Annotated in this window: 18 protein-coding genes and 2 pseudogenes; 14 read left to right on the forward strand and 6 right to left on the reverse strand. The window is 69.3% G+C overall.

What is annotated here, in order from left to right:
* Positions 1-801 (reverse strand): substrate-binding domain-containing protein (locus tag N4G66_RS43030; protein WP_261709777.1); only part of this gene is annotated, 801 nt, incomplete at its 3' end.
* 259 nt (positions 802-1,060) lie between these two features.
* Here N4G66_RS43030 and N4G66_RS43035 point away from each other — a divergent pair.
* The 10 genes and pseudogenes from N4G66_RS43035 to N4G66_RS43075 all read left to right on the forward strand — a co-directional run bounded on the left by N4G66_RS43035 (position 1,061) and on the right by N4G66_RS43075 (position 8,518).
* Positions 1,061-2,023: a carbohydrate kinase family protein gene (locus tag N4G66_RS43035; RefSeq protein ID WP_261709778.1), complete on the forward strand. Its 963-nt coding sequence runs from the start codon at positions 1,061-1,063 to the stop codon at positions 2,021-2,023.
* Positions 2,024-2,257: 234 nt separating this feature from the next.
* Positions 2,258-3,206 (forward strand): annotated as a pseudogene (locus N4G66_RS43040) (glycoside hydrolase family 32 protein); the annotation flags it as partial.
* Between the two features lie 52 nt (positions 3,207-3,258).
* Positions 3,259-3,561 carry a putative quinol monooxygenase gene (locus tag N4G66_RS43045; RefSeq protein ID WP_261709791.1) on the forward strand — a complete coding sequence of 101 codons (303 nt, stop codon included), beginning with the start codon at positions 3,259-3,261 and terminating at the stop codon, positions 3,559-3,561.
* 101 nt (positions 3,562-3,662) lie between these two features.
* On the forward strand, positions 3,663-4,421 hold the full coding sequence (locus N4G66_RS43050) for a LacI family DNA-binding transcriptional regulator (protein ID WP_391858982.1): 759 nt from the start codon (positions 3,663-3,665) through the stop codon (positions 4,419-4,421).
* A complete protein-coding gene (locus N4G66_RS46175) occupies positions 4,390-4,668 on the forward strand; it encodes a substrate-binding domain-containing protein (protein WP_391858981.1) in 279 nt (92 codons plus the stop codon). The genes N4G66_RS43050 and N4G66_RS46175 overlap by 32 nt, the downstream gene beginning before the upstream one ends.
* Positions 4,669-4,792: 124 nt before the next feature.
* Positions 4,793-4,942 (forward strand): hypothetical protein, encoded by a 150-nt coding sequence (locus N4G66_RS43055; protein WP_261709779.1) that lies wholly within the window; start codon positions 4,793-4,795, stop codon positions 4,940-4,942.
* A 97-nt stretch (positions 4,943-5,039) separates the two neighbouring features.
* Positions 5,040-5,294 (forward strand): annotated as a pseudogene (locus N4G66_RS43060) (glycoside hydrolase family 32 protein); the annotation flags it as partial.
* A 52-nt stretch (positions 5,295-5,346) separates the two neighbouring features.
* Positions 5,347-5,661, forward strand: a complete 315-nt coding sequence (locus N4G66_RS43065; RefSeq protein ID WP_261709792.1) for a hypothetical protein — start codon at positions 5,347-5,349, stop codon at positions 5,659-5,661.
* 1,850 nt (positions 5,662-7,511) lie between these two features.
* Positions 7,512-7,661 carry a hypothetical protein gene (locus tag N4G66_RS43070; protein ID WP_261709780.1) on the forward strand — a complete coding sequence of 50 codons (150 nt, stop codon included), beginning with the start codon at positions 7,512-7,514 and terminating at the stop codon, positions 7,659-7,661.
* Positions 7,662-7,873: 212 nt separating this feature from the next.
* Positions 7,874-8,518, forward strand: a complete 645-nt coding sequence (locus tag N4G66_RS43075) for a GAP family protein (protein ID WP_261709781.1) — start codon at positions 7,874-7,876, stop codon at positions 8,516-8,518.
* A 396-nt stretch (positions 8,519-8,914) separates the two neighbouring features.
* Here the strand turns inward: N4G66_RS43075 and N4G66_RS43080 are convergent, their stop codons facing one another.
* Both N4G66_RS43080 and N4G66_RS43085 read right to left on the reverse strand, forming a co-directional pair.
* Positions 8,915-10,117 (reverse strand): serine hydrolase domain-containing protein, encoded by a 1,203-nt coding sequence (locus N4G66_RS43080; protein WP_261709782.1) that lies wholly within the window; start codon positions 10,115-10,117, stop codon positions 8,915-8,917.
* Between the two features lie 637 nt (positions 10,118-10,754).
* Positions 10,755-11,333, reverse strand: coding sequence for a DUF5994 family protein (locus N4G66_RS43085; RefSeq protein WP_261709783.1), 579 nt, complete (start codon positions 11,331-11,333; stop codon positions 10,755-10,757).
* 604 nt (positions 11,334-11,937) lie between these two features.
* Here N4G66_RS43085 and N4G66_RS43090 point away from each other — a divergent pair.
* The 4 genes from N4G66_RS43090 (at position 11,938) to N4G66_RS43105 (ending at position 15,646) form a co-directional block, all read left to right on the forward strand.
* Positions 11,938-12,939 carry an acyl-CoA desaturase gene (locus N4G66_RS43090; protein ID WP_261709784.1) on the forward strand — a complete coding sequence of 334 codons (1,002 nt, stop codon included), beginning with the start codon at positions 11,938-11,940 and terminating at the stop codon, positions 12,937-12,939.
* Positions 12,940-12,972: 33 nt separating this feature from the next.
* Positions 12,973-13,407: a DUF5994 family protein gene (locus tag N4G66_RS43095; protein ID WP_261709785.1), complete on the forward strand. Its 435-nt coding sequence runs from the start codon at positions 12,973-12,975 to the stop codon at positions 13,405-13,407.
* Between the two features lie 578 nt (positions 13,408-13,985).
* Positions 13,986-14,180, forward strand: a complete 195-nt coding sequence (locus tag N4G66_RS43100) for a hypothetical protein (protein ID WP_261709786.1) — start codon at positions 13,986-13,988, stop codon at positions 14,178-14,180.
* A 410-nt stretch (positions 14,181-14,590) separates the two neighbouring features.
* Complete coding sequence (locus tag N4G66_RS43105) at positions 14,591-15,646, forward strand: slipin family protein (RefSeq protein WP_261709787.1); 1,056 nt, start codon at positions 14,591-14,593, stop codon at positions 15,644-15,646.
* Positions 15,647-15,728: 82 nt separating this feature from the next.
* On the opposite strand, the gene mgtA is transcribed toward N4G66_RS43105, so the two are convergent.
* The 3 genes from mgtA to N4G66_RS43120 are packed head-to-tail and all read right to left on the reverse strand — an operon-like array spanning position 15,729 to position 21,510.
* The gene (gene mgtA / locus N4G66_RS43110; protein WP_261709788.1) at positions 15,729-18,347 is read right to left on the reverse strand and encodes a magnesium-translocating P-type ATPase; all 2,619 of its coding nucleotides are present in this window, start codon (positions 18,345-18,347) and stop codon (positions 15,729-15,731) included.
* Positions 18,329-20,758 (reverse strand): phosphoketolase family protein, encoded by a 2,430-nt coding sequence (locus tag N4G66_RS43115; protein WP_261709789.1) that lies wholly within the window; start codon positions 20,756-20,758, stop codon positions 18,329-18,331. Before N4G66_RS43115 ends, mgtA begins: the two co-directional genes overlap by 19 nt.
* Before the next feature lie 26 nt (positions 20,759-20,784).
* On the reverse strand, positions 20,785-21,510 hold the full coding sequence (locus N4G66_RS43120; protein ID WP_261709790.1) for a GAF and ANTAR domain-containing protein: 726 nt from the start codon (positions 21,508-21,510) through the stop codon (positions 20,785-20,787).
* Between the last annotated feature and the right edge of the window lie 77 nt (positions 21,511-21,587).

Raw genomic sequence — 21,587 nt, forward strand, 5'->3', positions numbered from 1 at the left:
GCCGGTGCAGCCGCCGTCGACAGAGACGATCAGGACGTCCTTCTCCCGGCCCTTGGCCTTGAGCGCGGTGTAGGCGCCCAGGGCTGCCGGTTCGTTGATGGTGTAGACGACGTTGATGCCGGGTGCCTTCTGCAGGCAGTTCTCCATCGCGGTCTGGCCCTTGGCCTGGTCGCCACCGGTGTCCTGGGCGCACACGACGTCCTTGTCGGTGGCGCCGAAGCCCTTCAGGAAACCGTTGTGCCGCTGGACGCCGACGGAGACGCCCGGCGCCAGGTCGAGGGCGGCTATCTTCGCCGTCTTGCCCTTCATGGCGGCCTTGGCGTACTCGCCGATCAGCTGGCCGGCCTTGAGGTTGTCGGTGGCGAAGAGAGCGTCGACCGCGCTCTCCGGCTCGGTCGGCGTGTCCAGCGCGATGACCAGAACACCCTTGGCACGGGCCTTCTGGATCGCGGGCACGATCGCCTTGGAGTCGCTCGGGGTGATCAGGATGCCCTTCACCCCGGCGGCGACCATGTTCTCGATGGCGGTGACCTGACCGGCGTTGTCCCCGTCGAACTTGCCTGCGGCGGTGGACAGCTGGGCACCGTTCTCCTTGGCGGCCCTCTCCGCGCCCTCCTTCATCTTCACGAAGAACGGGTTGGTGTCGGTCTTGGTGATCAGACCGACTTTCACCTTGCCCGAGCCGGAGCTCGTGGAGCCCGAACCGGAGCCGGACCCGCAGGCCGTCAGGGTGAGTGCCGCGACGCCCGTGACCGCGGCGGCTCGGAGGAGGGACGAGGACAGGCGAGTGGTGCGAGACATGATCGACTCCTGTGGAATAGCGGGCGGCACGGGGGTTGGGATCAGAGCGTGCCGCCCGGGGTGTCATCGTTGACTTATGTCATCGTTGACACTGCCTGGCCAGGATGATGGACTCCGGATCCCGGCAACGTCAATGCCTTCCACTCGTCACAAATTGGCAACGTCCCCAGTCGTCGGCTCCGCGCGGCCGGTCAGTGGCTGTGTCGCCGCACCGCCCCTTTGCCCGTTCTTCCCGAGCCTTTCCGAGAGAGAGCAGCCCATGAGCCCGCGTCAGATCACTGTTCTGGGAGAGTGCGTCGCGGACGCCTTCGCCGAACCGGCAAACGCCTCGAACGAGCTCGCCCTGCGGGTGCTGCCTGGCGGCGGACCTGCGAATACGGCGGTGGCCCTGGCCCGGCTGGACACGCCGGCCCGCTTCCTCGCACGCCTGTCCGGCGATGTGTTCGGCCGCCTGTTCCGGGCTCACCTGGAGGCATCCGGCGTCGACCTGTCGTACGCCGTCGCCGCCGCCGAGCCCAGCACGCTGGCCGTGGCGGAGCTGGATGCCGCTGGGCAGGCCGCGTTCTCGTTCCACGCGCAGAACACGGCCGACTGGCAGTGGACTCCAGGGGAACTGGCAAGGGTGGATCTGTCCGAAACAGCCTGTGTGCACACCGGGTCGCTGGCGCTGGTCCGTGAGCCCGGCGGAGCGGCGGTGGAGGAGTTCCTGGCGGCTGCTGCTCCGCGGGCCACCATCAGCATCGATCCCAACGTCCGGCCGCTGCTGGTGCGCCCCGAGGTCTACCGCGCCCGGCTGGCGCATTGGTGCGCTCTCGCCGACATCCTGCGGCTGAGCGAGGACGACCTGGAACTCCTCCTGCCGGGCACTCCGCCCGAGCAGGCGTGCGACATCTGGCATGCGGCGGGGGTACGGCTCGTCGTGATCACGCTCGGCGCCGACGGCGCCCTGGCCTCGCTCGACGGCGAACGGCTGCGGGTGCCCGCGGTGGCCACGCGGGTCGTCGACACGGTCGGCGCGGGGGACTCCTTCACCGCCGGCCTGCTGCACCACCTCGGCGCCCGCGGACTCCTCGGTGGCCGGCTGGCCGATCTCGGTCTCGACGAGGTCGCGGAAGCCTGCCGGTTCGGCACCCGGGTTGCGGCCCTGACCTGCTCGGTCGCCGGTCCCAATCCGCCGTGGCGGAACCAGTTGGCGCAGCTTGCGGCCGCCGGCGGCGCCTGACGGGCGGGCGGGCCGCGCCGGGCAGTTCCGCCCCAACCCTTGACGCGTCTGCCGGATTCCGCACATCATCGGGCCACTTGATGTCAACGATGACACCACCGGTTCGGCCGCCTGGACGACGACGCCGACCAGGGCGTCACGTTTCGGTCGGTCCACGCACGAGCCGCAGGCTCCGCCCAGTGGACGGCCACAGCACAGGAGACACCATGAGCTCCGGACGTGTATCCCGGCACGCTCTCGGACACCCAGGCCCAGCTCGTCTCCCAGGAGACGTCCGTCAACCTGATCGTCGACGGCAAGGTCGTCCGCAGCGCCACCAGCTCCAACAGCGAGACCTGGACCGGGCCTCCTTCGACATACGCTCCTACGCCGGCAAGGAGGCGCAGATCCAGATCGTCGACATGAACACCGCCGGCTGGGGCCACCTCCTCGCCGACCAGTTCACCGCCACCGACACGGCCGCGCAGTCCGTCGTGCAGCGCGCCGACTGGGCCGACTGGGCCGACTACGGCAAGGACTACTACACGGCGGTGTCCTGGGAGAACGCGCCGGGCGGCAAGCGGTACATGATCGGCTGGATGAACAACTGGGACTACAGCGGGGTCGTCCCCACGTCACCTTGGCGCGGCGCGCAGAGCATCCTCGGGGAGATGGCCCTGCGTACGGTCGACGGCAGCATCCTGTTGACCAGCCGGCCCGTGAACAGGGTGTGGTCCCTGTGGCAGCCGCACGCGGTGACCGCGTCCGGCGTCACCGTCAAGAGTGCCTCCAAGACCCTGATCGGCCCCGCGGCGCAGGGCAAGGCTCTCGACATCGAGGCGACCCTCTCCCTCAAGGACGCCGAACGCTTCGGTCTGAAGGTGCGCACCGGCGCGAATGGCGAGGAGACCGTCATCGGCTACGACATCACGACTCAGGAGCTGTGTACGTCGACCGCACCCACTCCGGCGCCGTGGACTTCAGCAGCACCTTCCCCGGTGTCCGGACCGCGCTGAAGGCCGAGAACGGCAAGGCGAAGCTGCAGATCCTCGTCGACTGGTCGTCCGTCGAGGTGTTCGGCGGCAGCGGCGCGGTTTCGATCACCGACCAGATCTTCCCCGACCCCGCCAGCCAGGGAGTGCCGGTCTTCGCCGAGAACGGCTCGGTGAAGCTGGACAAGGCCGTCGTCTGGCACCTCGACTCCGCCACAAGTGACGTTCACGACCGACGCCCACGACTGACAAGGACACGAGACCGTGAAGAAAACCCTGCTCGCCGAGTTCACCGCCCGCGAGGGAGCACAGGACGAGGTCGCCCGTCTGATCGGCGACTACACCCTGAAGGTGCGCGAGGAAGAAGGCAACCTCGCCTTCGACGTCTACACCAAGGCAGCCGCCCCGCACGCCTTCTGGATCTTCGAGGTGTACCGGGACGAGGACGCCTTCCAGGCGCACCTGAACGCCCCGTACGGCGGCCCTTTCAACGCCGCCCTCGTTCCGCTGATCGAAGAGGACGCCTCCGCGCTGACGTTCCTGAACCCGCTGGCCACGAATCCGTAACGAACCGTCGACAAAGGCCTCCACCAGGGCGCGGTCTCATCCCGCACTCACTTGCCAAAACGATTGGGCACCACTTGGGCAGGCGGATCGGGATAAAGGACGTGGCGGCAGCCGCCGGAGTCTCGGTCACGACCGTCTCCCACATCCTCGACGAGGTCGAGGGCAAGCGCGTCAACACCGAGACCCGGCAGCGCGTTCTGGAGACGGCCCGGCAACTGGGGGACGCGCCCAACGGACTGGCCCGTGGCCGGCGGCTGAAGCGGTCGAGCACCATCGGCTTCGTCAGTGACCAGATCGCCACCACCCTCCACGCGGGCCGGATCATCCTAGGAGCGCAGGAGGTGGCCGCCAAGCACGACCCGCTGCTGCTCATGCTGAACACTGGCGGAGACCCAGAGCTGGAGCGCAAGGAGATCGAACTCCTGCTCCAGCGCCAGGTCGACGGGGTGCTGTACGCGTCCATGTACCACCGGGTCGTGGAGGTGCCGGAGCCGTTGCGCTCGGTCCCCACGGTGCTGCTCGACGCACGCGCGGACGACCCGTCCGTACCGTCGGCGGTACCCGGCGAGGTGCAGGGTGGGGCGACGGCGGTGCGTGAACTGCTCCGCCACGGTCACCGCCGGATCGGCTTCATCAACAACGTCGACGACATCCCGGCCACCCACGGACGCCCGGAGGGATACCGGCAGGCCCTCGCGGAAGCCGGCGTCACCTTCGATCCCCGGCTGGTGGTGGCCGAGACCGCCTCGGCTGCCAGCGCGGCGGGCGGCGCTCACGCTGTTCCGGCCAGCGGAACGACCCACCGCGTTGTTCTGCTTCGCCGACCGGATGGCGATGGGCGCCTACCACGCCGCCGCTGAACTGGGGCTGTCGATCCCTGCCGACCTGCCGGTCATCGGGTTCGACAACCAGGAACTGATTTGCGACGGCATGCTCCCCGGGCTGACCACCGTCGCCCGGCCGCACTACGAGATGGGGGCGCGGGCTGTCGCACAACTGCTCGCGCTCACGGGCACACCGAACCGGGAACCCGGTCCGGCCGCTCAGGAAATGCTGCCCTGCCCGCTGGTGGCACGGGCATCGGTCGCTTCGCCGCCCCGACTCTGACCTCGGAGACGGCGAAGTACCACCGATACAGGCGGCCGTAGCACCGGCCGCCGACACGGTCTTGCAGGACCGTGACCAGCGAAGTTGGAGGAACCCCGTGGAATCGAGAACAAGGCGCCTCGCGGTGTCGCGTTTAGCCGCTCTGGCCGCGGCAGTCCTCGTCGTCGGCTGCGGCAGCAGTGGGAGCACCGTCTCGTCGGGCGCCGACGGCGACACGCTCACCCTGTGGACGCACGACGCCGGCAACGCCGCCGAGTACGACGTCGTCAAGTAGATCGTTACGTCTGGCAGCAGGACGACAGCTGGCGCATGCTGGTCGGCGCGGCACTCGCCGACGGCCCCGGACGGCACTGCTCTACGGGTCCGACGACCTGGAGAAATGGGCATACCGTGGCCCCTTCCACACCAGCAGTTCCACCGCGACCACCGATCCCGTCGGATGGGAATGTCCTCAGTACGCGACCTTCGGGGACCGCAGCGTCCTGATCCTCAGCGACTGGACTCCGCAGGACGGCTCCAGCCACGTGACGGTCCACACCGGCCGTGAGGAAGAGGGCCGCTTCACGGTGACCGCACCTCCGATACCGCTGGATCACAGCCCGGACTTCTACGCCCCCGCCCTGCTCAAGGCCCCTGAAGAAGACCGGTGGCTGTTGTGGGGCTGGTCGTGGGAGGCCCGTGACGACGCCTTGGCACGAAGCCGGTTGGGCTGGCGCCCTCACCCTCCCGCGCGAACTGACCCTGGCCGACGACGGCACGGTCGGCCAGCGCCCCGCCCGCGAACTGTTCGCCCTTCGCGGCGAACGCGTCCTGCACCGCACCGGATGCCTCACCAAGCTCCGGCCAGTCGAACTGGGGCAGGCCAGCCGCACCTTCGACCTCACCGCCACCCTGACCCCCGACCCCACCGGCCGGTTCGACTGGAGGCATGGTGCTGCTCCTCGCGGAAGGCGATGTGCGCCGCCCGGTCGGATCGACTGGGCGCTGCCATGAAGCTATGCCCGCCCCACCAGAGCCGGGCCTCCTCGCTGACAGATGCTTGACGGCGGGCCCCGTACCCATAACGCGACGCTGACGGACGAGGGGATGCCTGGTCAGCGCCGTGGGCAGAGCCTTCGGGGCGGAACTGTGGGGCACGTCCGCCGTCGGCCTCGACCGATCGCGGGCAGGACCGAGCGCCGGACGCGAGGGGCGTGCGAAGTGGGAGATCCGGACGTCATGCAGGAATGGCCGAAAGGATGCCCGTACGGCATCGTCAAGCAGATCACCGAGGCGTCGCGACCTGACAGCGGGTCCGACGCGGTGATCCGCAGTGCGCAGCGGATCGAGCCGGCAGATATACCGTCCGGGGCGCTGGGCGGCATATCGCGGCACGGAAGATGGGGAGGTGGCATCCGGTCGGAGCAGCGAAGGGCATGGTGGCTCCGCCCCGAGTGCCGGGGCCGGCCCGCGCGTTGGAAGGGGAATCCGCTGCGCGCGAGTTCGAGACTTGTCGCCCCGCTGGCGAGATGCTCCCGGGTGCCTCCGGTCTGGTCCCTTGTGGCCTCATTGAGGACGTGTTGGGGACGCAAGGACAGGAACAGACTGACAGGGACAGAGAAGCGCCGACACGGCTTACTGTGCCTGACCTGCGAAAACGTCAAGGATAGGCGTTGATCGGCAAGGGTCGCCAAGATCCTCGAAGGACTCATCATCCGCCGACCGTGGGTTCGAGTCCCACCCGCCCCACCATGCAGGCCGTTGACCTGCGGAAACATCTCATCAGGCGTTCGGATTCGGGACTTTGCGCCGACGGACCGAATCCGCTGCTCGCAAGTTCAACGGTGTCTGCGTCGCCCAGAGTTGGCACGGGTCTGACCTGCGGGAATGGTTGGGACCTTGGTTCAGGTAGGTGGCGGCAACGACTTGAACCGGGGTGCGGGGGCGGGGTTGGGCCGCGTTGAGGCCGCAGGTATTCCGAAGGGTCGCCTGCGAGGCGCGCTGTTGTGCGTGGTGGGCGGCGCTGATGTGGCCGGAACGTCTCCAGGTGTGGGCGTGGATCTGCGGTCCTGTCGTAGCGCGCGGGGAAAACCGCCCGTACTGGTAACGGCCCAGGAGGGCATCCCGGCGCGCGCCTGCGGACGGTGTCGGGGATAAGAATGCTCAAGGGTTACGGATCGGGCTGCGGCCCACACGACTGATGGCGGACACGTGTGCCAGCCTGATGAGGTGGGTTCGTCCGCAGCAGGAATCACGGGTCCGCCGGCCTTCCTTCACCAGCGGGGCCCTTGAGGAGGGCCGTGCGAGGAGGGAGGCGGCAGCTTCGCCCCGCCGACACGCGTATACGTCGTCGATAAAGGACCGAAGTTCTCGCCACCCGCGCTACAACAAGTGAGGGCCCAGTGCCGACACGGACTGCCGGGGGGCTGTCACTGTCCGATCCGGTTGCCGTCGGCGCTGCCGAATCTCTGGCGGCGCCTCGGTTGCCGCGGGACCGGCAAGCCGGACCAGCACCGACGGGTACGGCCGTGCCGGATCGCTGCCTGTTGCTGATTGGGTGGCGATATGACCGCAGAGTTCCTCGTCGGCCGGCACGACGGTTCCGCCAGGCAGGCACTCGTGGAGTCGGTTGACCGACCCGGCGACGGATTCGTGGCACCTGCGGACAGGATCGCGGTGTTCGACAACGACGGCACCCTGTGGGTGGAACAACCCGCGCCGCCGCAGTTCAACTTCCTGCAGCAGGTCTGGTCCCAAGCCGTCCGTGACGACCCAGGGGGGAAGGCCCGAACGCATCTACGCCCGCACCGGACGTCTGCCGCCGCTGGCTGCAGGGCAACTCGGTTCTGGACATCGAAATGCTCGTGAGCGCAACCTTCGCGCTCACACTCAACCGCGACGATCGTGATCGCGAGTACGCCTACACCACCGGCGCGGAACAGGCGCTGTCGACCGCGAAGCAACTGAACTGGACTGTGGCGAGCATGCGGAACGACTGGATCACCGTGTTCTGACCCGCCTGTAGCGTGAGCGGGCCGCGACCACTGGGCTCTCAAGACGACCGAGACCTGGTGCATACGAGGACGTGGGCGTGGCCTGCTTGATTGGCCGGGCCACCCCCTGCAGGGTCGGGATGCGGCGCCATAAGCGCGCCGCCTGACTCTGCCGACCGGCCCGCCCGTCCACCGGCGGTAGACGGTCCCGATCTTCAGGAGCGACTGATCCGATGGTCCTCGACCTGCTCGTGATCGGTACGGCCATCACCCTGGGGCCTTTGCACAACAGCGCCTTCATCCTGCTGCTCTCCTCGCGGCGCGGTGTCCGCCAGGGCCTGGCGTTCCTGCTGTCGTGGCTGGCCAACCTGATTGTGGTGATCGCCTGTGTGGTGCTGCTGACGGGCGGTCAGCCCCCGGCCCGTCACAGTGTGCCCTCGACCGCGACGATCGCCGTGAAACTCGCCATCGGCCTCGCGCTGGTGCTGTACGGCGCGCACCGGCGCCACCGACCGCCCCACCCGCACGGCCCGCCCCGCTGGACCGCCCGGATCGACAACGCCTCCCCGACCACGGCAGCCGGCCTGGCATGGCTGCTGCAGCCCTGGGCCATGGTCGGCGCCGGAGCCGCGACCGCCGTCGACGCGGACCTCTCCACCCTCACCGACTGGCTCGCACTGACCGGCTACTGCCTGCTGGCCACGCTCAGCCTCATCATCATGGAGATGTACACGGTCTGGGCGCCCACGACCGCCAAAACCCGGTTGAACGCCCTGCGCAGCTGGCTGGAGCAACACCAGGAGCAGTTGATCGTCACGCTCTCACTGCTCCTCGGTCTGTACCTGATGGCCCGGAGCATCTACCAACTGGTCGCCTAATGGCAGCTGAGTTCTATGGTCGCCGGATGCAGATATCTCCACCGCCGCTACGAGCGGAAGGCCGCACACCTCCTCTCTGCGGAGTAGACGAATTTCATTGGCGGACAGATCCAGTACGGGCACTCCGCCAGCAGTACCGATACAGGTCACGGCGGTGAAACAGAATCACCTGGGCGGGCTAAAAGGTCTAGAACGGGGCACTCGGGTCCCCGCGGCACCAATGGGTACCGTTTCCCCGAAGGAAAGAGAAACCCGTGTACATAGGCCTGGGTACCGTCGTCCTCATCATCGTCGTCGTCGCTGTCGTCATGGTGCTGCGCCGCCGCTGACTCACACCCCGCGTGCCGCACGGCCGGCTATGAGCCCGGGCCTACCTTTTCGGCTGCCTGTGTCCGGCTATCCCGCCGCCCCTGTGAACGCGGGCGCGAGCGCCTGTTCGGGTGTAAGACCGAAGCCGATATCGGTGCCGAAGATCGCCATGGCGAGAGCCTGGAACATCGGGGGAGGCGTGATGGCGTTGGGGTTTTTGGTGGACACCACCTCGATCGCCGTCCGACGCGTGGGCGAGTACATGGCGGTGGACTCGTAGCCGGCGAAACTGCCTTCTCCGCCGATGAACCCGCCGGACTCGACGAATCCCAGTCCGTACCGCCACTTACCGGGTCCGTTGTAGTTACCCGTGAAGACGAAGGGGATCGGGTCCTTGGTCGCCTCGGCCCAGACCTCTGGCTTGAGCAGCGCACCGGTCGCCAAGGCGCGGGACCAGACCCGCATGTCCGAGAGCGTCGAGACCATGCCTCCGTGTGCCCAGAGGCAGGACGCCGGAAGGGCTGTCGCATCGTCGGAAGCGGTGGGTGCCTGGGTGGGGCCCACATCTCCCAGCCCGTACCCGTGTGTGAAGGGTTTGCTGAGGCCGTTCCCCGACGTCGGGAGCAGGGTGCGACGGAGTCCGAGCGGTCGGGCGATGCGCTGCTGGACCGCGGTGCTCAGATCCTCGCCGCCGGCCAGCTCCACGACCCGGCCGAGCAGGTTGTAACCGTAGTTGCTGTACGACCACTTGGTGCCGGGAGGTGCGACAGGGGGAAACTTCGCCTCGGCTGAGAGGAGCTCCGCGACGGTGCAGCCGGTGGTCACCTTCGCCTGGACGGTGGGCGACGTGAAGCCGTCCGCGAGGCCGCTGGTGTGGTTGAGAAGCTGCCGGATCGTGATCCGGTCCCCGTTGGGCACGCCCGCCACCCACTTGGAGATGTGGTCGTCAAGGGCGACCTTCCCCTCCCCCACCAGTTGCAGGACGAGGTTGGCCGTGAATGTCTTGGTCTGGCTCGCGATCTTGAACTGCATGTCCGTTTGGAGAGGCGCCTTGGTCGCGATGTCGGCGACGCCGGTGGCACTGACGAAGTTCCCCTTCGGGCTCCAGATGCCGACCAGGACCCCTGGGGTGCGGTTCGTGTCCTGGAACCGGCGGACGATCTGTTTGACCTTGGCTTCAGTCGGCGCGTCGAGAGCGGCACTGTCGCTGGTACTCGACACCGCGATGTCGCCGTGCGACTCGCATGCCGACACTGCCAGGATGCCGACCAGGACCAGGGCGCCGAGCAAACGTCCTTTGCACCGGCCCATTGGTTCACGGCTCCCGTGTGTCGACGTCTCCAGCCTCCACGAGCGAGAACGCTGGCCTTCAGCCAGCGTCGCGTGTGGGGCGTATGGGTGCATCCCGGCCACGCCCATCGGAGTGGCGAACTGCCCGGGAACGATGGCGAAACGGGCCTGGGTCCTGCTGGTGGGCGTGTTGCAGCACGGCAACGTCAAACTCCGGAACGTGGCCGCGGTCCTGGTCGCCACGACGCAGGAGACGAGCCGCTCCCGGAGCAGATACAGCGAGAGCTGCTCGGGGCACTGCGGCGCCTGCGTGCGACAGAACGCCGGTGACGGCTCGTGCGTTCACGGGGGCGGGCCCCGGGACTGTGGTCTTACCCCTCCGGAGCCTTTGCCGGCGACCGCGCGGTGGCCCGAACCGCATTGCGCCGATGCCGGTCGGGTAGCCCAACGTCACCGCGATGTGCACGAGCGCCCGGTCGAGCACGGTGATCCGCTCGGCAACGCCCGTGTCGTCGGCGTCCTGCCCTGAGGTCTCGTGTTGAGGTGCGGGCCGCCCCTTCTTGCGAGAGGCACGGAGGGCATCCGTCCGTCCGGCCCGGAAGCAGCGCCGGAGGCGGCTGTCTTGCCGCCGCGCACCTCACATACCGATGATCAGTCGGCTGGCCTGCCTCGGGACAGCCGCAGTGAACTGCGAGGCGCCGCCCTCGGACTCCCATGCCCTCTCCGCGTCCTGCACCCGGGTGGGCACGGAAACGTCGTGCGGGGCCCGGTCGGCGGTGATGAGCGTGCTTGCGGTCAGTGGCGGGCCGCCGTATTCGGATGCCGCCGCCATCAGACGTGCGGCTGCTTCCGGGCCGGTCTCGGGCGGGATCACCAGCAGGTCCCAGCGGCCGGTGCCGTAGGACAACAGAAGAAGCTTGTGCGGGTCGATCTCCGGAGTGAACCAGCCGACCTTCACGACATGACCGCGGACGGGCACCTTGTGCGGGATGACCGGCCAGTGCTCGGGGTTGACGGCGACATGGGTGATGCGGCCCCACAGGGGGTCCAAGACATCAGTCAGCGCGGGCAGCTCGCGCAGCAGGTCGCGGGAGCGCGGCCACCAGGCGCCGTCCAGGAGCCCGCGGGATCGGGCGTCGGCCTTCAGTACGAGACGAGCGGGAGGCGCTGCGACGGGTGCGAGCCGCGGCAGGGTTGCTTCGAAGGTCGCGGTCATGATGAGGACCCGTCTCCGGGCCGCCCCTGGAGTTGCGGCCCGGGTTTCACCTTTCGCCGGGAACGACCCGGCGTGGAAGCCGGTGTGCGAAATGCCCTCGGTGCCTTCACCGTACTCCTTCAGTCTTCCTGGTCTTGCCGCGACTGTCGTACCGGCAGGAGTACGGTGAAGACGTCGAGGGCACGTCGTACGCCGGTGATCGCACAGGCCTCGTCCTCGTCGCAAGAGAGATGCGGGCCGCCCAGGTCCGGGCAGGTTCCGCCCCGTGACATCCGAAGCCGCGCACTGCCCACCCCGCTCCGAGGCCACGCACGAGCGAGCAGGGCCGGGTGGAAGCCCGTATGGTCGCTGCCGACTGTGAAGCGGTTCGGCGCGTCGCGGACGCGCTCCGGTCGTCTTCCGCCGGTGACGAGCAGCGTCGCGGGCCCCTCGCGAACGGGGACACGACTGCACCTCACAGCGGACGCCTCGCACGCAGCGGGTCCGCTCCGCTCCTGGCTCGACTTCAGCGGACTGCCCGCCGATCGCACCCACCCACCCGCCGTCGAAGAGGCGCAGCCCAAGACCCCGGCCGCACTGTTGTCACCGAGGTCAAGGACCGCCCATGTCTCTCCAGTCTCTCCGTCCCCCGTCCGCCGCTCAGCCGGAAAGTGCCCCGCCGCTCCTGGAGTACGACGGGAGGGCACCCTTCCCGTGCGGCGGAACGACTTGTGAGCGCACCGGCAACGAGCGGCTGTCCCTGACGATCACGGCGTTGATCGTCTTCCTGCCGTTCCTGGCACTCGGCCTGGCCGGCTGGTTGCTGTGGGGGCGCCTGATCCATCCTGTCGATGTCCTGCTCGCCACGGTGCTCTACACCGTCACGGGCCTCGGTGTCACAGTCGGCTTCCACCGGGGCCTGACCCACGGCGGCTACCGGGCGGTACGGCCACTGCGCATCGCGCTCGCGACGGCCGGGTCGATGAGCTTCCAGGGTGACGTGATCGGCTGGGTCGCCATCCACCGCCGCCACCACGCCTTCACCGACCGGCCGGGCGATCCGCACTCTCCGTACCGCTACGGCACGTCTGTGCGCGGTCAGTTGCGGGGTCTGGTGGACGCCCACGTCGGCTGGCTGTTCCGCAACGAGCCCACATCTGCGGCGCGTTACGCTCCCGACCTCGTCGCCGACCGCGACATCCGGGCCGTGTCCCGGGCCTTCCCGGCCCTGTGTGTGCTCACCCTCGTCCTCCCCTTCGCCGCGGGCCGGCTCATCGGCGGCACCTGGGCGTCCGCTCTGACCGCCCTGCTGTGGGCGGGACTCGTCCGCATCGCCCTGCTCCACCACGTCACCTGGAGTGTGAACTCCCTCTGCCATGTGATCGGCGAGCGTCCGTTCCGCACCCGTCTCCACGACCGCTCCACCAACCTGTGGCCTCTGGCCCTGCTCTCCTTCGGAGAGAGCTGGCACAACCTCCACCACGCCGACCCCACCAGCGCCCGGCACGGCGTCGACCGCGGCCAGCTCGACCCCTCCGCCGCCGTCATCCGCCTCTTCGAACGCCTCGGCTGGGTCAAGGACGTGCGCTGGCCCACCCCGGACCGTATCGCCGCCCGCCGCGCGTGAACCCGTTCGACCGCGTCCCCTTCAGGAGTTCTCATGACGCTCGCTCCCCCGCCCCCGCTCTCGTCGTCAGCCGTCCGCCTGCGCCTGTCGGCCCAATCGACACAGGGCCACATGCCCCGGCGCATCGACGGCGTCTGGTGGCCCCGCTCGACCGATCTGACCTCCGAACTGCCCCACCTGCTGGGCGGACTGCCGCCCGCCTGGGGGCACGTCAGCAGCGTCCTGGTGGATGAGGCCGTATGGGCCTCGTTCCCCGGACGGCTGCTCGTCGCCGACCAAGTGGTACGCCTGCGCCGGACGACCAACCGACACGCCCCATCCACCGTCTGCCTGCTGGCGCCCGGCCGCGGCCGGTGGGACCTGCTGGTCGTACCGCCCGCGGCCACGGAGGCGGAGGCCGGGTGGCTCATGGACAGCATGGACACCGCCGTGAACGACAACCTGGGGTTGGGAACCGCTGTCCGTTGACGGTGTCTGCCGGACCGGCCGTGGGCCCGTGGCACCCAGGGGTGCTGCGGGCCCGGGGCTGTTGTCACCGCACCGGTTGAGGGCAGTCAGTGCCTTCAGTCCGGCACCGAGCGGCGCAGCCCGGAACGGTGGAGGTCGGTGGTGCCGCGGTGACCACGGCCGGGCGGGGCGGGGTTCCCGGTCCCGGTCCTGCGGCAGCCGTGTTGCCCGGACGCGGAGTCCTTCCGGACCCTCGGCGGAGTACGCTCGGTGCTACCGAGGGTATTTCGCGCACCGGCTCCCATGTCCGTGTCGCTTTCGGCGATTTGATCATCTCGGGCCGGTTTCGGTCGGTCCGGAGCCGGGTTCGTGTCATGAATGCGACCGCTACCCCCACGCCGATCTCCGAAAACATGCCCTCCCCTCCGTCATGCCGGAGGCCTTTTGCTTCCGTTGATTCCTCGCCGACGGCCGTGCTCGATCCGCTGAGGGGTCGGGTCACCGGCGACCTGGCGGACCACCCGTACCGGACGGCTGTCCCGGGCGCGGTGCCCGTAGGTGGGCAGGTGCAGCCGACTCCCGCATCGGCTCTTTGGCTGATGGCCGCCGGGAGAGACTGCCTGCGCACCTCGCACGCGGACCGGCTGATGGTGGAGGCGGCGAGCCTGCGCACGGTCTCGGAGACCGACCGGGCCGTTCAGGCGGCCTGGGACTCCGAAGGGGACGATGCGGTCCGCGAGCCCTCAGTACGCCCGCAGATCCCGGTCGTTTCCGCTCCGCCGACGGCGAGATGAGGGCCGTGGAGGTGCTGTGACCACTACGGCCGCAGCCGGACGAGGCCGGGCGGGCGCACCCGGAGGTGAGGGAAGAGAGCCGCCGTGAGCACCGTCGGGCTCCTGGCGGACGGCGGCTGCGACCCGGTCCTTCCCGGCACTGTGGTCCCGTGGGTGGAGACGACAGCCGAGCGCGCGGGGCCTTCGACCGCGCGCGGTGACCGTCGGCACGCGACCTGGAAAGTCAGCCGGCACGCGACCCCAAGAGTCGGTGGTGGCCGCGGACACGTGACCCCAAGAGCCGGCAACTCCTCGACAGCAGCTCGAGACCCCGGCCGCATCACAGACGACAGGCCGGGGTCCTCCCGTGCCGTGTGCTTCCCGGATCCCTCGGGTCCGGGACCGTCAGCGACGTAAGGAATGTGGGAACCATGGGTGTTCTGATCACCGTGCTGGCGGTGTTCGCCGTGGCCGGGCTCGTCCTGCTCGCCCTCAGCGTGCGCAACGTCCAGCAGTACGAGAAGGGTGTGGTGTTCCGCTTCGGGCGGCTGCTGCCGGACATCCGCGGGCCGGGCCTGCGTGTCATCCGGCCGATCGGCGACCGGATGCGGAAGGTGTCCGTACAGACCGAGGTCCTCGGTATCCCGCCGCAAGGCTCCATCACTGCCGACAACGTGACCCTCACCGTCGACGCGGTCGTCTACTTCAAGGTCATCGACCCCGTCAAAGCCCTGGTGAACGTGCGCAACTACCCCGCCGCCGTCTCCCAGATCGCCCAGACATCGCTCCGCTCGGTCATCGGCAGGGCCGACCTGGACACGTTGCTCTCCGACCGTGACCACATCAACGCGGAACTCAAGAAGGTGATGGACGCCCCCACCGAGGAGCCCTGGGGGCTGCGCATCGAACGTGTGGAGATCAAGGACATCGCCCTTCCGGAGTCGATGATGCGCTCGATGTCCAAGCAGGCCGAGGCGGAGCGGGAACGCCGTGCCCGGGTCATTGCCGCCGACGGCGAGTTCGAGGCGTCCCAGCGGCTGACCGACGCCGCCGCGACCATGGCCGACACCCCCGGAGCCCTCCAACTGCGCCTGCTGCAGACCGTGGTGGACGTATCCGCCGAGAAGAACAGCACCCTCGTGATGCCGTTCCCCGTGGAGATGCTCCGCTTCTTCGAGCACCAGAGCAGGGAGACCGGCGGCGCGTCCGACGGACGGGTCACGCACCGGATCAGCCGGAGCACCCGGCGCCCCGCGGCGCCCACGGGCGTCGTGATCCCCGAACCCGCCATCTCGGCACCGGCCATTCCGGCACCGGCCATTCCGGCACCGGCCATTCCGGCACCGGCCATCGCGCCCGCCTTCTCACTGAGCGGAGAACGGGTCGGATCCGGCGGCAAGCGGATCGGCGGCCGTGCGGAGGTGGCCGGGGAGCGACGGGACGACTGGCCGACACGGAGGGACGCCGAGGAGTCACTGAACGGCTGACCGCTCGGCCGACGGAGTGATGCGGACCGTCTTGGTGCCGCGTGGTGCCGCTGATGACCCCGGTGACAGTACGTCACCAGGGTCACAGCGGTCCGGGGTGGCTGAAGCGGCCGGCCCGGCGCTGGATGCGGTGCCGACGGGTGCGGTGGCGTACCGGTGGAAGCGCGGCCCGCGCGTCGGCACGGGCGTAGAAGACGTGCTTGGCGCCCTCGATCAGCACCAGGTAGAGCACGACCATCAGGGCCAGGGTGAGGAGGAGTCCGAGCGGCAGGGCCTGGAAACCGAGCGGCCCCGCGAGCGGCGACATCGGCAGCGCGACACCGACGGCGACGACGGCGATGGCGCTGACCATCAGGGGGCGGCTGGGCCGGCTGCGGTAGAACGGCACCCGGCGGGTTCGGATCGCGAAGACGACCAGCGCCTGCGTGGCGAGGGACTCCACGAACCAGCCGGAGCGGAACAGCGAGGCGCCCGTGTGGAAGATCTCGATCATGACGGCGAAGGTGAGGAAGTCGAAGACGGAGCTGACGGGCCCGAAGAAGAGCATGAAACGGCGGATGAAGGCGATGTCCCAGTGCGAGGGCGCGCGCAGCTGCTCCGGGTCGACGTGGTCGGTGGGGATGGTCAACTGCCCGGCGTCGTAGAGGAGGTTGTTGAGCAGGATCTGCGAAGGCAGCATCGGCAGGAAGGACAGCACCAGGGAGGCTCCGGCCGCGCTGAACATGTTGCCGAAGTTGCTGGAGGTGCCCATCAGGACGTACTTGATGGTGTTGGCGAAGATCCGGCGGCCCTCGGCGACCCCGTCGGCGAGGACGTCGAGGTCCTTCTCCAGGAGCAGGACGTCGGCCGCGTCCTTGGCCACGTCGGTCGCGGTGTCCACGGACAGCCCCACGTCGGCGGCGTGCAGGGCCAACGCGTCGTTCACCCCGTCGCCCAGGAACCCGATGGCCCGGCCCCGGTGCCGCAGCGCCCGTACGACCCGGGCCTTGTCCTGGGGCGAGACACGGGCGAAGACGGTGGTGGTCTCGGCCGCCCTGGTCAGCTGCTCGTCGTCCAGCTCCCCGATGTCCCGGCCGGTCAGGGCCCGGCCTGGCGGCAGGCCGAGGTCGGCGCAGACCTTCTGCGCGACGAGCGCGTTGTCGCCCGTACATATTTTGACCGTGATGCCGAGGTCCGCCAGGCGTTTAAGCGAGGCGGCGGCACCGGCCTTGGGCGGGTCGAGGAAGACCAGGAAGCCGGCCAGACGCAGCCGGTACTCGTCGGCGGCGGTGAGGGATGTCTGCCCGTCGGCGTCCCTGGTGGCGACGGCGACGACCCGGCTGCCCGCCGCGAAGTGCTCCTGGAGCACCACCGCGGACTCGTCCGGTACGTCCCCGCAGCGGGCCAGGACCGCCTCGGGCGCCCCCTTGGCCACGAGCAGGCGGCTGCCGTCCGCGCGCTCGACGAGCGCGGAGCCCAACTGCCGGTCGTGGTCGAAGGGCAGCAGCGCGAGCCGGTGGTGACCGGCCGGGGGAGTGCCGGTGGCCTGCCACAGCGCGCTGTCCAGTGCGTTCCCGCCCACCTGGTCGAGGTCGCCCTCGGTGGCCAGCAGGCCCAACTTGAGCACCATGTCGGAGAGGGCGCCGGCCGGGTCGAGGGCCGCCTCGAAACGGATGCGGCCCTCGGTGAGCGTGCCGGTCTTGTCGGTGACCAGGACGTCCATGTCGCCCAGGTCCTCGATGCACACCAGTCGTTTGACGAGGACCTTGCGACGCGCCAGCTGCCGTGAACCGGCGGCCAGACTCGTGCTCACTACCGCGGGCAGCAGCTGCGGGGTGATGCCCACCGCGATGGCCAGCGAGAAGAGCAGGGCGTCGAGCAGAGGCCGGTGGAGCAGGAGGTTGATGACGAAGATCCCCGTGGTGAGGGCGGCGGCGACCTTGAGGAGCAGCATGGAGAAGCGGCGCAGCCCCGCCTGGAAGTCGGTCTCCGGCTGCCGTTCTCCCAGCCCCAGCGCGATCCGCCCGAACTCGGCACGGCCCCCGGTGGCGACGACCACTCCGGTCGCGCCGCCCCCGTGCACCACTGTCCCCATCAGCGCGCAGGAGGTCAGCTCGGCCAGTGCCGCCCCCGCGGCGACCGGCTCCGGGGCCTTGTCGGCCGGGGCGGACTCCCCGGTGAGGACGCTCTCGTCGCAGGCGAACGCCGTGCACTCCAGCAGGCGCAGGTCAGCGGGTACCACCTGCCCCAGCGTCAGACGTACGACATCGCCCGGCACAAGCTCGGTCACATCGACTTCGGTGGCCGCGCCGTCCCGGACCACGACGGCCGTGTGGCGCACCCGCGAGTGCAGGGCCTGTGCCGCCTTCTCCGCCCGGTACTCGTTGACGAATCCCAGGGCCACGCTCAGCACCAGGATCCCCGCGATGATGATCGCGCCGGTCCGCTCGCCGAAGAAGTACGAGACCCCGGCCGTCACCGCCAGCAGGATCAGCAGGGCGCTGCGCAACTGCCGCCCGAGGAGCGCCAGGACGCGGACGTGGTGCGTGCGTACGGCGTTCGGCCCGACGGCCGCGAGCCGCTCGGCCGCCTCACCCGTCTCGCCCCCCGACAGGCCCTCGGGACTGCTCGCGAGCGCGGCCAGCACGGCCTTCGCGTCTTCGGCGGCGGCGTCCCCCACCCGCATCTCCGCCATCCGGGCGGTCACTGACTCCAGGTCCATTCGGCGACCTCGGGCAGGTCCTCCCCGTGGGCGCGGATCCAGTCGTGGTGGCGGTAGCGGACGTCGACCATCCGCTGCCGCAGCGCCGCGGCCCGGACCGCGAGACCGGGCACCCGGTCGATGACGTCCATGACCAGCCGGTACCGGTCGAGGTCGTTGCGTACGACCATGTCGAACGGGGTCGTGGTGGTGCCCTCCTCCTTGTAGCCGCGTACGTGCAGGTGCGGGTGGTTGGCGCGGCGGTAGGTGAGCCGGTGGATCAGCCACGGATAGCCGTGGTACGCGAAGACGACGGGCTTGTCGGGGGTGAACAGCGCGTCGTACTCGCTCTCGGGCATGCCGTGTGGGTGTTCCTCCGCGGGCAGCAGCCGGGCGATGTCGACGACGTTGACCACCCGTACCGCCAGTTCGGGCAGATGGAGACGGAGCAGCGAGGCGGCGGCCAGCACTTCGAGGGTGGGTACGTCGCCCGCGCAGGCGAGCACCACGTCCGGCTCGCCGCGCTCGGACTCGGTGCCGGCCCAGGACCAGATCCCGGCGCCGCGGGCGCAGTGCGCGCGGGCGGTGTCGAGGTCGAGCCAGTCGAAGCAGGGCTGCTTGCCCGCGACGACGACGTTGACGTAGTCGCGGCTGCGCAGCACGTGATCCGCCACGGACAGCAGGGTGTTGGTGTCCGGCGGGTAGTAGACGCGCACGACCTCCGGCGACTTGTTCAGTACGTGGTCGACGAAACCGGGGTCCTGGTGCGAGAAACCGTTGTTGTCCTGGCGCCACACGTGCGAGGTGAGCAGGTAGTTGAGGGAGGCGATCGGGCGGCGCCAGGGGAGCCGGCGGGCGATGCGCAGCCACTTGATGTGCTGGTTCGCCATGGAGTCGACGATGTGGACGAAGGCCTCGTAGCAGGAGAACAAGCCATGCCGTCCGGTGAGGAGATAGCCCTCCAGCCAGCCCTGGCAGGTGTGTTCGGACAGGATCTCCATCACCCGGCCGCCGCGTTCCAGGTGCTCGTCCGTCGGCAGTACCTGGGCCTCCCACGCCTTGCCGCTCGCCTCGTAGACGGCCTGGAGGCGGTTGGAGGCCGTCTCGTCCGGACCGACCAGCCGGAAGTCCCGCCGTTCGCCCGTGTCGGCCATCACCCGGGCCAGCAGGTCGCCGAGGATACGGGTCGGCTCATGCGCTGTCGCGCCGGGCTTGTCGACCGGGACGGCGAACCGTTCCAGGGGCGGGAGGGGCAGGTCGTGCAGCAGCAGACCGCCGTTGGAGTGCGGGTTGGCGCCCAGACGGTGCGCGCCGTCGGGGACGCAGTCCAGAACCTGTGCCCGGGGGCGTCCGTGCTCGTCGAAGAGTTCCTCCGGCCGGTAGGAGCGCAGCCATCGTTCCAACTGCCGCAGGTGGTCCGGGTTTTCGCGTACGGCCGACAATGGGACCTGGTGCGCTCGCCAGGTGCCCTCCACCGGGAGGCCGTCGACCTCGGCCGGTCCGGTCCAGCCCTTGGGCGTACGCAGCACGATCACCGGCCACCGCGGGCGTTCGGTGACGGCGGAACCGGCGCCTTCGGTGCGGGCGGCATGCTGAAAGGCGGCGATGCGGTCCAGGGCCTCGTCCATGGCGCGGGCCATCGCCTGGTGGACAGCATGAGGGTCGTCCCCGGTGACATGGAGGGGCTCATGGCCGTATCCCCGGAGCAGGGAGTCGAGTTCGGACTCCGGTATCCGCGCCAGGACCGCCGGATTGGCGATCTTGTAGCCGTTGAGGTGCAGGATCGGCAGGACGGCACCGTCCCGTACCGGGTCGAGGAACTTGTTCGAGTGCCAGGAGGCGGCCAGCGGGCCCGTCTCGGCCTCGCCGTCGCCGATCACGCAGGCCACCAGGAGCCCCGGGTTGTCGAACGCGGCCCCGTAGGCGTGCGAGAGGGAGTAGCCCAGCTCGCCGCCTTCGTGGATCGATCCGGGGGTCTCGGGTGCGACATGACTGGGGATGCCGCCCGGGAAGGAGAACTGCCGGAAGAGGCGGGCCATGCCGGCCGCGTCCCGCGTGATGTCCGGGTACGTCTCGGTGTAGCTGCCCTCCAGCCAGGAGTTCGCGACCACGGCGGGCCCGCCGTGACCTGGCCCCCAGACACAGATCGCGTTCAAGTCCCTGGCTTTCACCACCCTGTTGAGGTGGGTGTGGACCAGGTTCAGTCCCGGTGAGGTGCCCCAGTGTCCCAGCAGCCGCGGTTTGACGTGCTCAAGAGCCAGGGGCTCGGTCAGCAGCGGGTTGGACAGGAGGTAGATCTGTCCGACGGCCAGGTAGTTCGCCGCCCGCCAGTGGGCGTCCAGCGCGATCAGTTCTCCCTCGTCGAGGCGGTCGAGGCCGGTGGGAGTACCGAGCGTGTCGCGGGAGGTCTCGCGAGGGGGGCTGAGTGGCATGACGAACCCTTCTTGAAGCGGGCTGCTCAGGAACTTCGGGAACTGAGACCGGGAAGGAATTCGGATTCGTCGATGAAGGCGCGGGCGACATCCGAGAGGCGGCGGTTGTGGGAGCGGGCGTAGGCCCTCAAGGTGGTGAAGGCCTGTTCCATGTCCGTGTGGCGGCGTTCGGCGAGTTTTCCTTTGGCCTGTTCGATCAGCACGCGGCTGCTGAGGGCTGTCTGCAACTGCTCGTTGAGGAGCGTGTTGCGCTCGGTGGTGCGTTGTTGCAGCAGGCTGATGGTGGCGACGTCGGCGAGGGCCTGGGCGAAGGGGGCGGCGGCGGGGCTGATGGGCGCCGGGGTGGCGTGGAAGAGGTTGAGGGCGCCGACGACCTCGTCGCGCAGCCGCATGGGCAGCGCCTGGACGGCGTTGAAACCGCTGCGCTGAGCCTGGGCGGTGAACAGGGGCCAGCGGGCGGTCTCGTTGCGCAGGTCGTGGACGGAGACCGCGATTCCGGTGTGGAAGCAGTCCAGGCAGGGGCCTTCGTGGTTCTGGAGTTGGAAGAGTTCCAGGAGGCGCACCCGTTCGTCGGAGGCGGCCATGACGCGCAGCACGCCGTCACGGTCGGCGAGCAGGACGCCCGCCGCGCTCGCGTCGAGCAGGTCGACGCAGCGGTCGGTGAGCAGGCGCAGGAAGTCCATGAGGTCGAAGTCGGCGACGAGACTGTCGGCGAGCTCGACGAACGTCCGGGCAATCAACTGTTCCTTCATCGTGCACACCTCTGTGTATGGAGCGTGAGCATCAAGACTCCTCGTCGGGGGGGCGTGCATCCGGCGGTTGGTTGTCG

Source organism: Streptomyces rhizosphaerihabitans, from assembly GCF_025399795.1.
GTDB lineage: Bacteria > Actinomycetota > Actinomycetes > Streptomycetales > Streptomycetaceae > Streptomyces > Streptomyces rhizosphaerihabitans.

Coding starts and splice junctions, on each gene's coding strand:
- N4G66_RS43100 (WP_261709786.1), top strand. CDS start 13,986: ATGGCCGCCGGGAGAGACTGCCTGCGCACCTCGCACGCGGACCGGCTG.
- N4G66_RS43085 (WP_261709783.1), bottom strand. CDS start 11,333: ATGACCGCGACCTTCGAAGCAACCCTGCCGCGGCTCGCACCCGTCGCA.
- N4G66_RS43120 (WP_261709790.1), bottom strand. CDS start 21,510: ATGAAGGAACAGTTGATTGCCCGGACGTTCGTCGAGCTCGCCGACAGT.
- N4G66_RS43035 (WP_261709778.1), top strand. CDS start 1,061: ATGAGCCCGCGTCAGATCACTGTTCTGGGAGAGTGCGTCGCGGACGCC.
- N4G66_RS43095 (WP_261709785.1), top strand. CDS start 12,973: ATGACGCTCGCTCCCCCGCCCCCGCTCTCGTCGTCAGCCGTCCGCCTG.
- mgtA (WP_261709788.1), bottom strand. CDS start 18,347: ATGGACCTGGAGTCAGTGACCGCCCGGATGGCGGAGATGCGGGTGGGG.
- N4G66_RS43105 (WP_261709787.1), top strand. CDS start 14,591: ATGGGTGTTCTGATCACCGTGCTGGCGGTGTTCGCCGTGGCCGGGCTC.
- N4G66_RS43075 (WP_261709781.1), top strand. CDS start 7,874: ATGGTCCTCGACCTGCTCGTGATCGGTACGGCCATCACCCTGGGGCCT.
- N4G66_RS46175 (WP_391858981.1), top strand. CDS start 4,390: ATGGCGATGGGCGCCTACCACGCCGCCGCTGAACTGGGGCTGTCGATC.
- N4G66_RS43090 (WP_261709784.1), top strand. CDS start 11,938: ATGTCTCTCCAGTCTCTCCGTCCCCCGTCCGCCGCTCAGCCGGAAAGT.
- N4G66_RS43115 (WP_261709789.1), bottom strand. CDS start 20,758: ATGCCACTCAGCCCCCCTCGCGAGACCTCCCGCGACACGCTCGGTACT.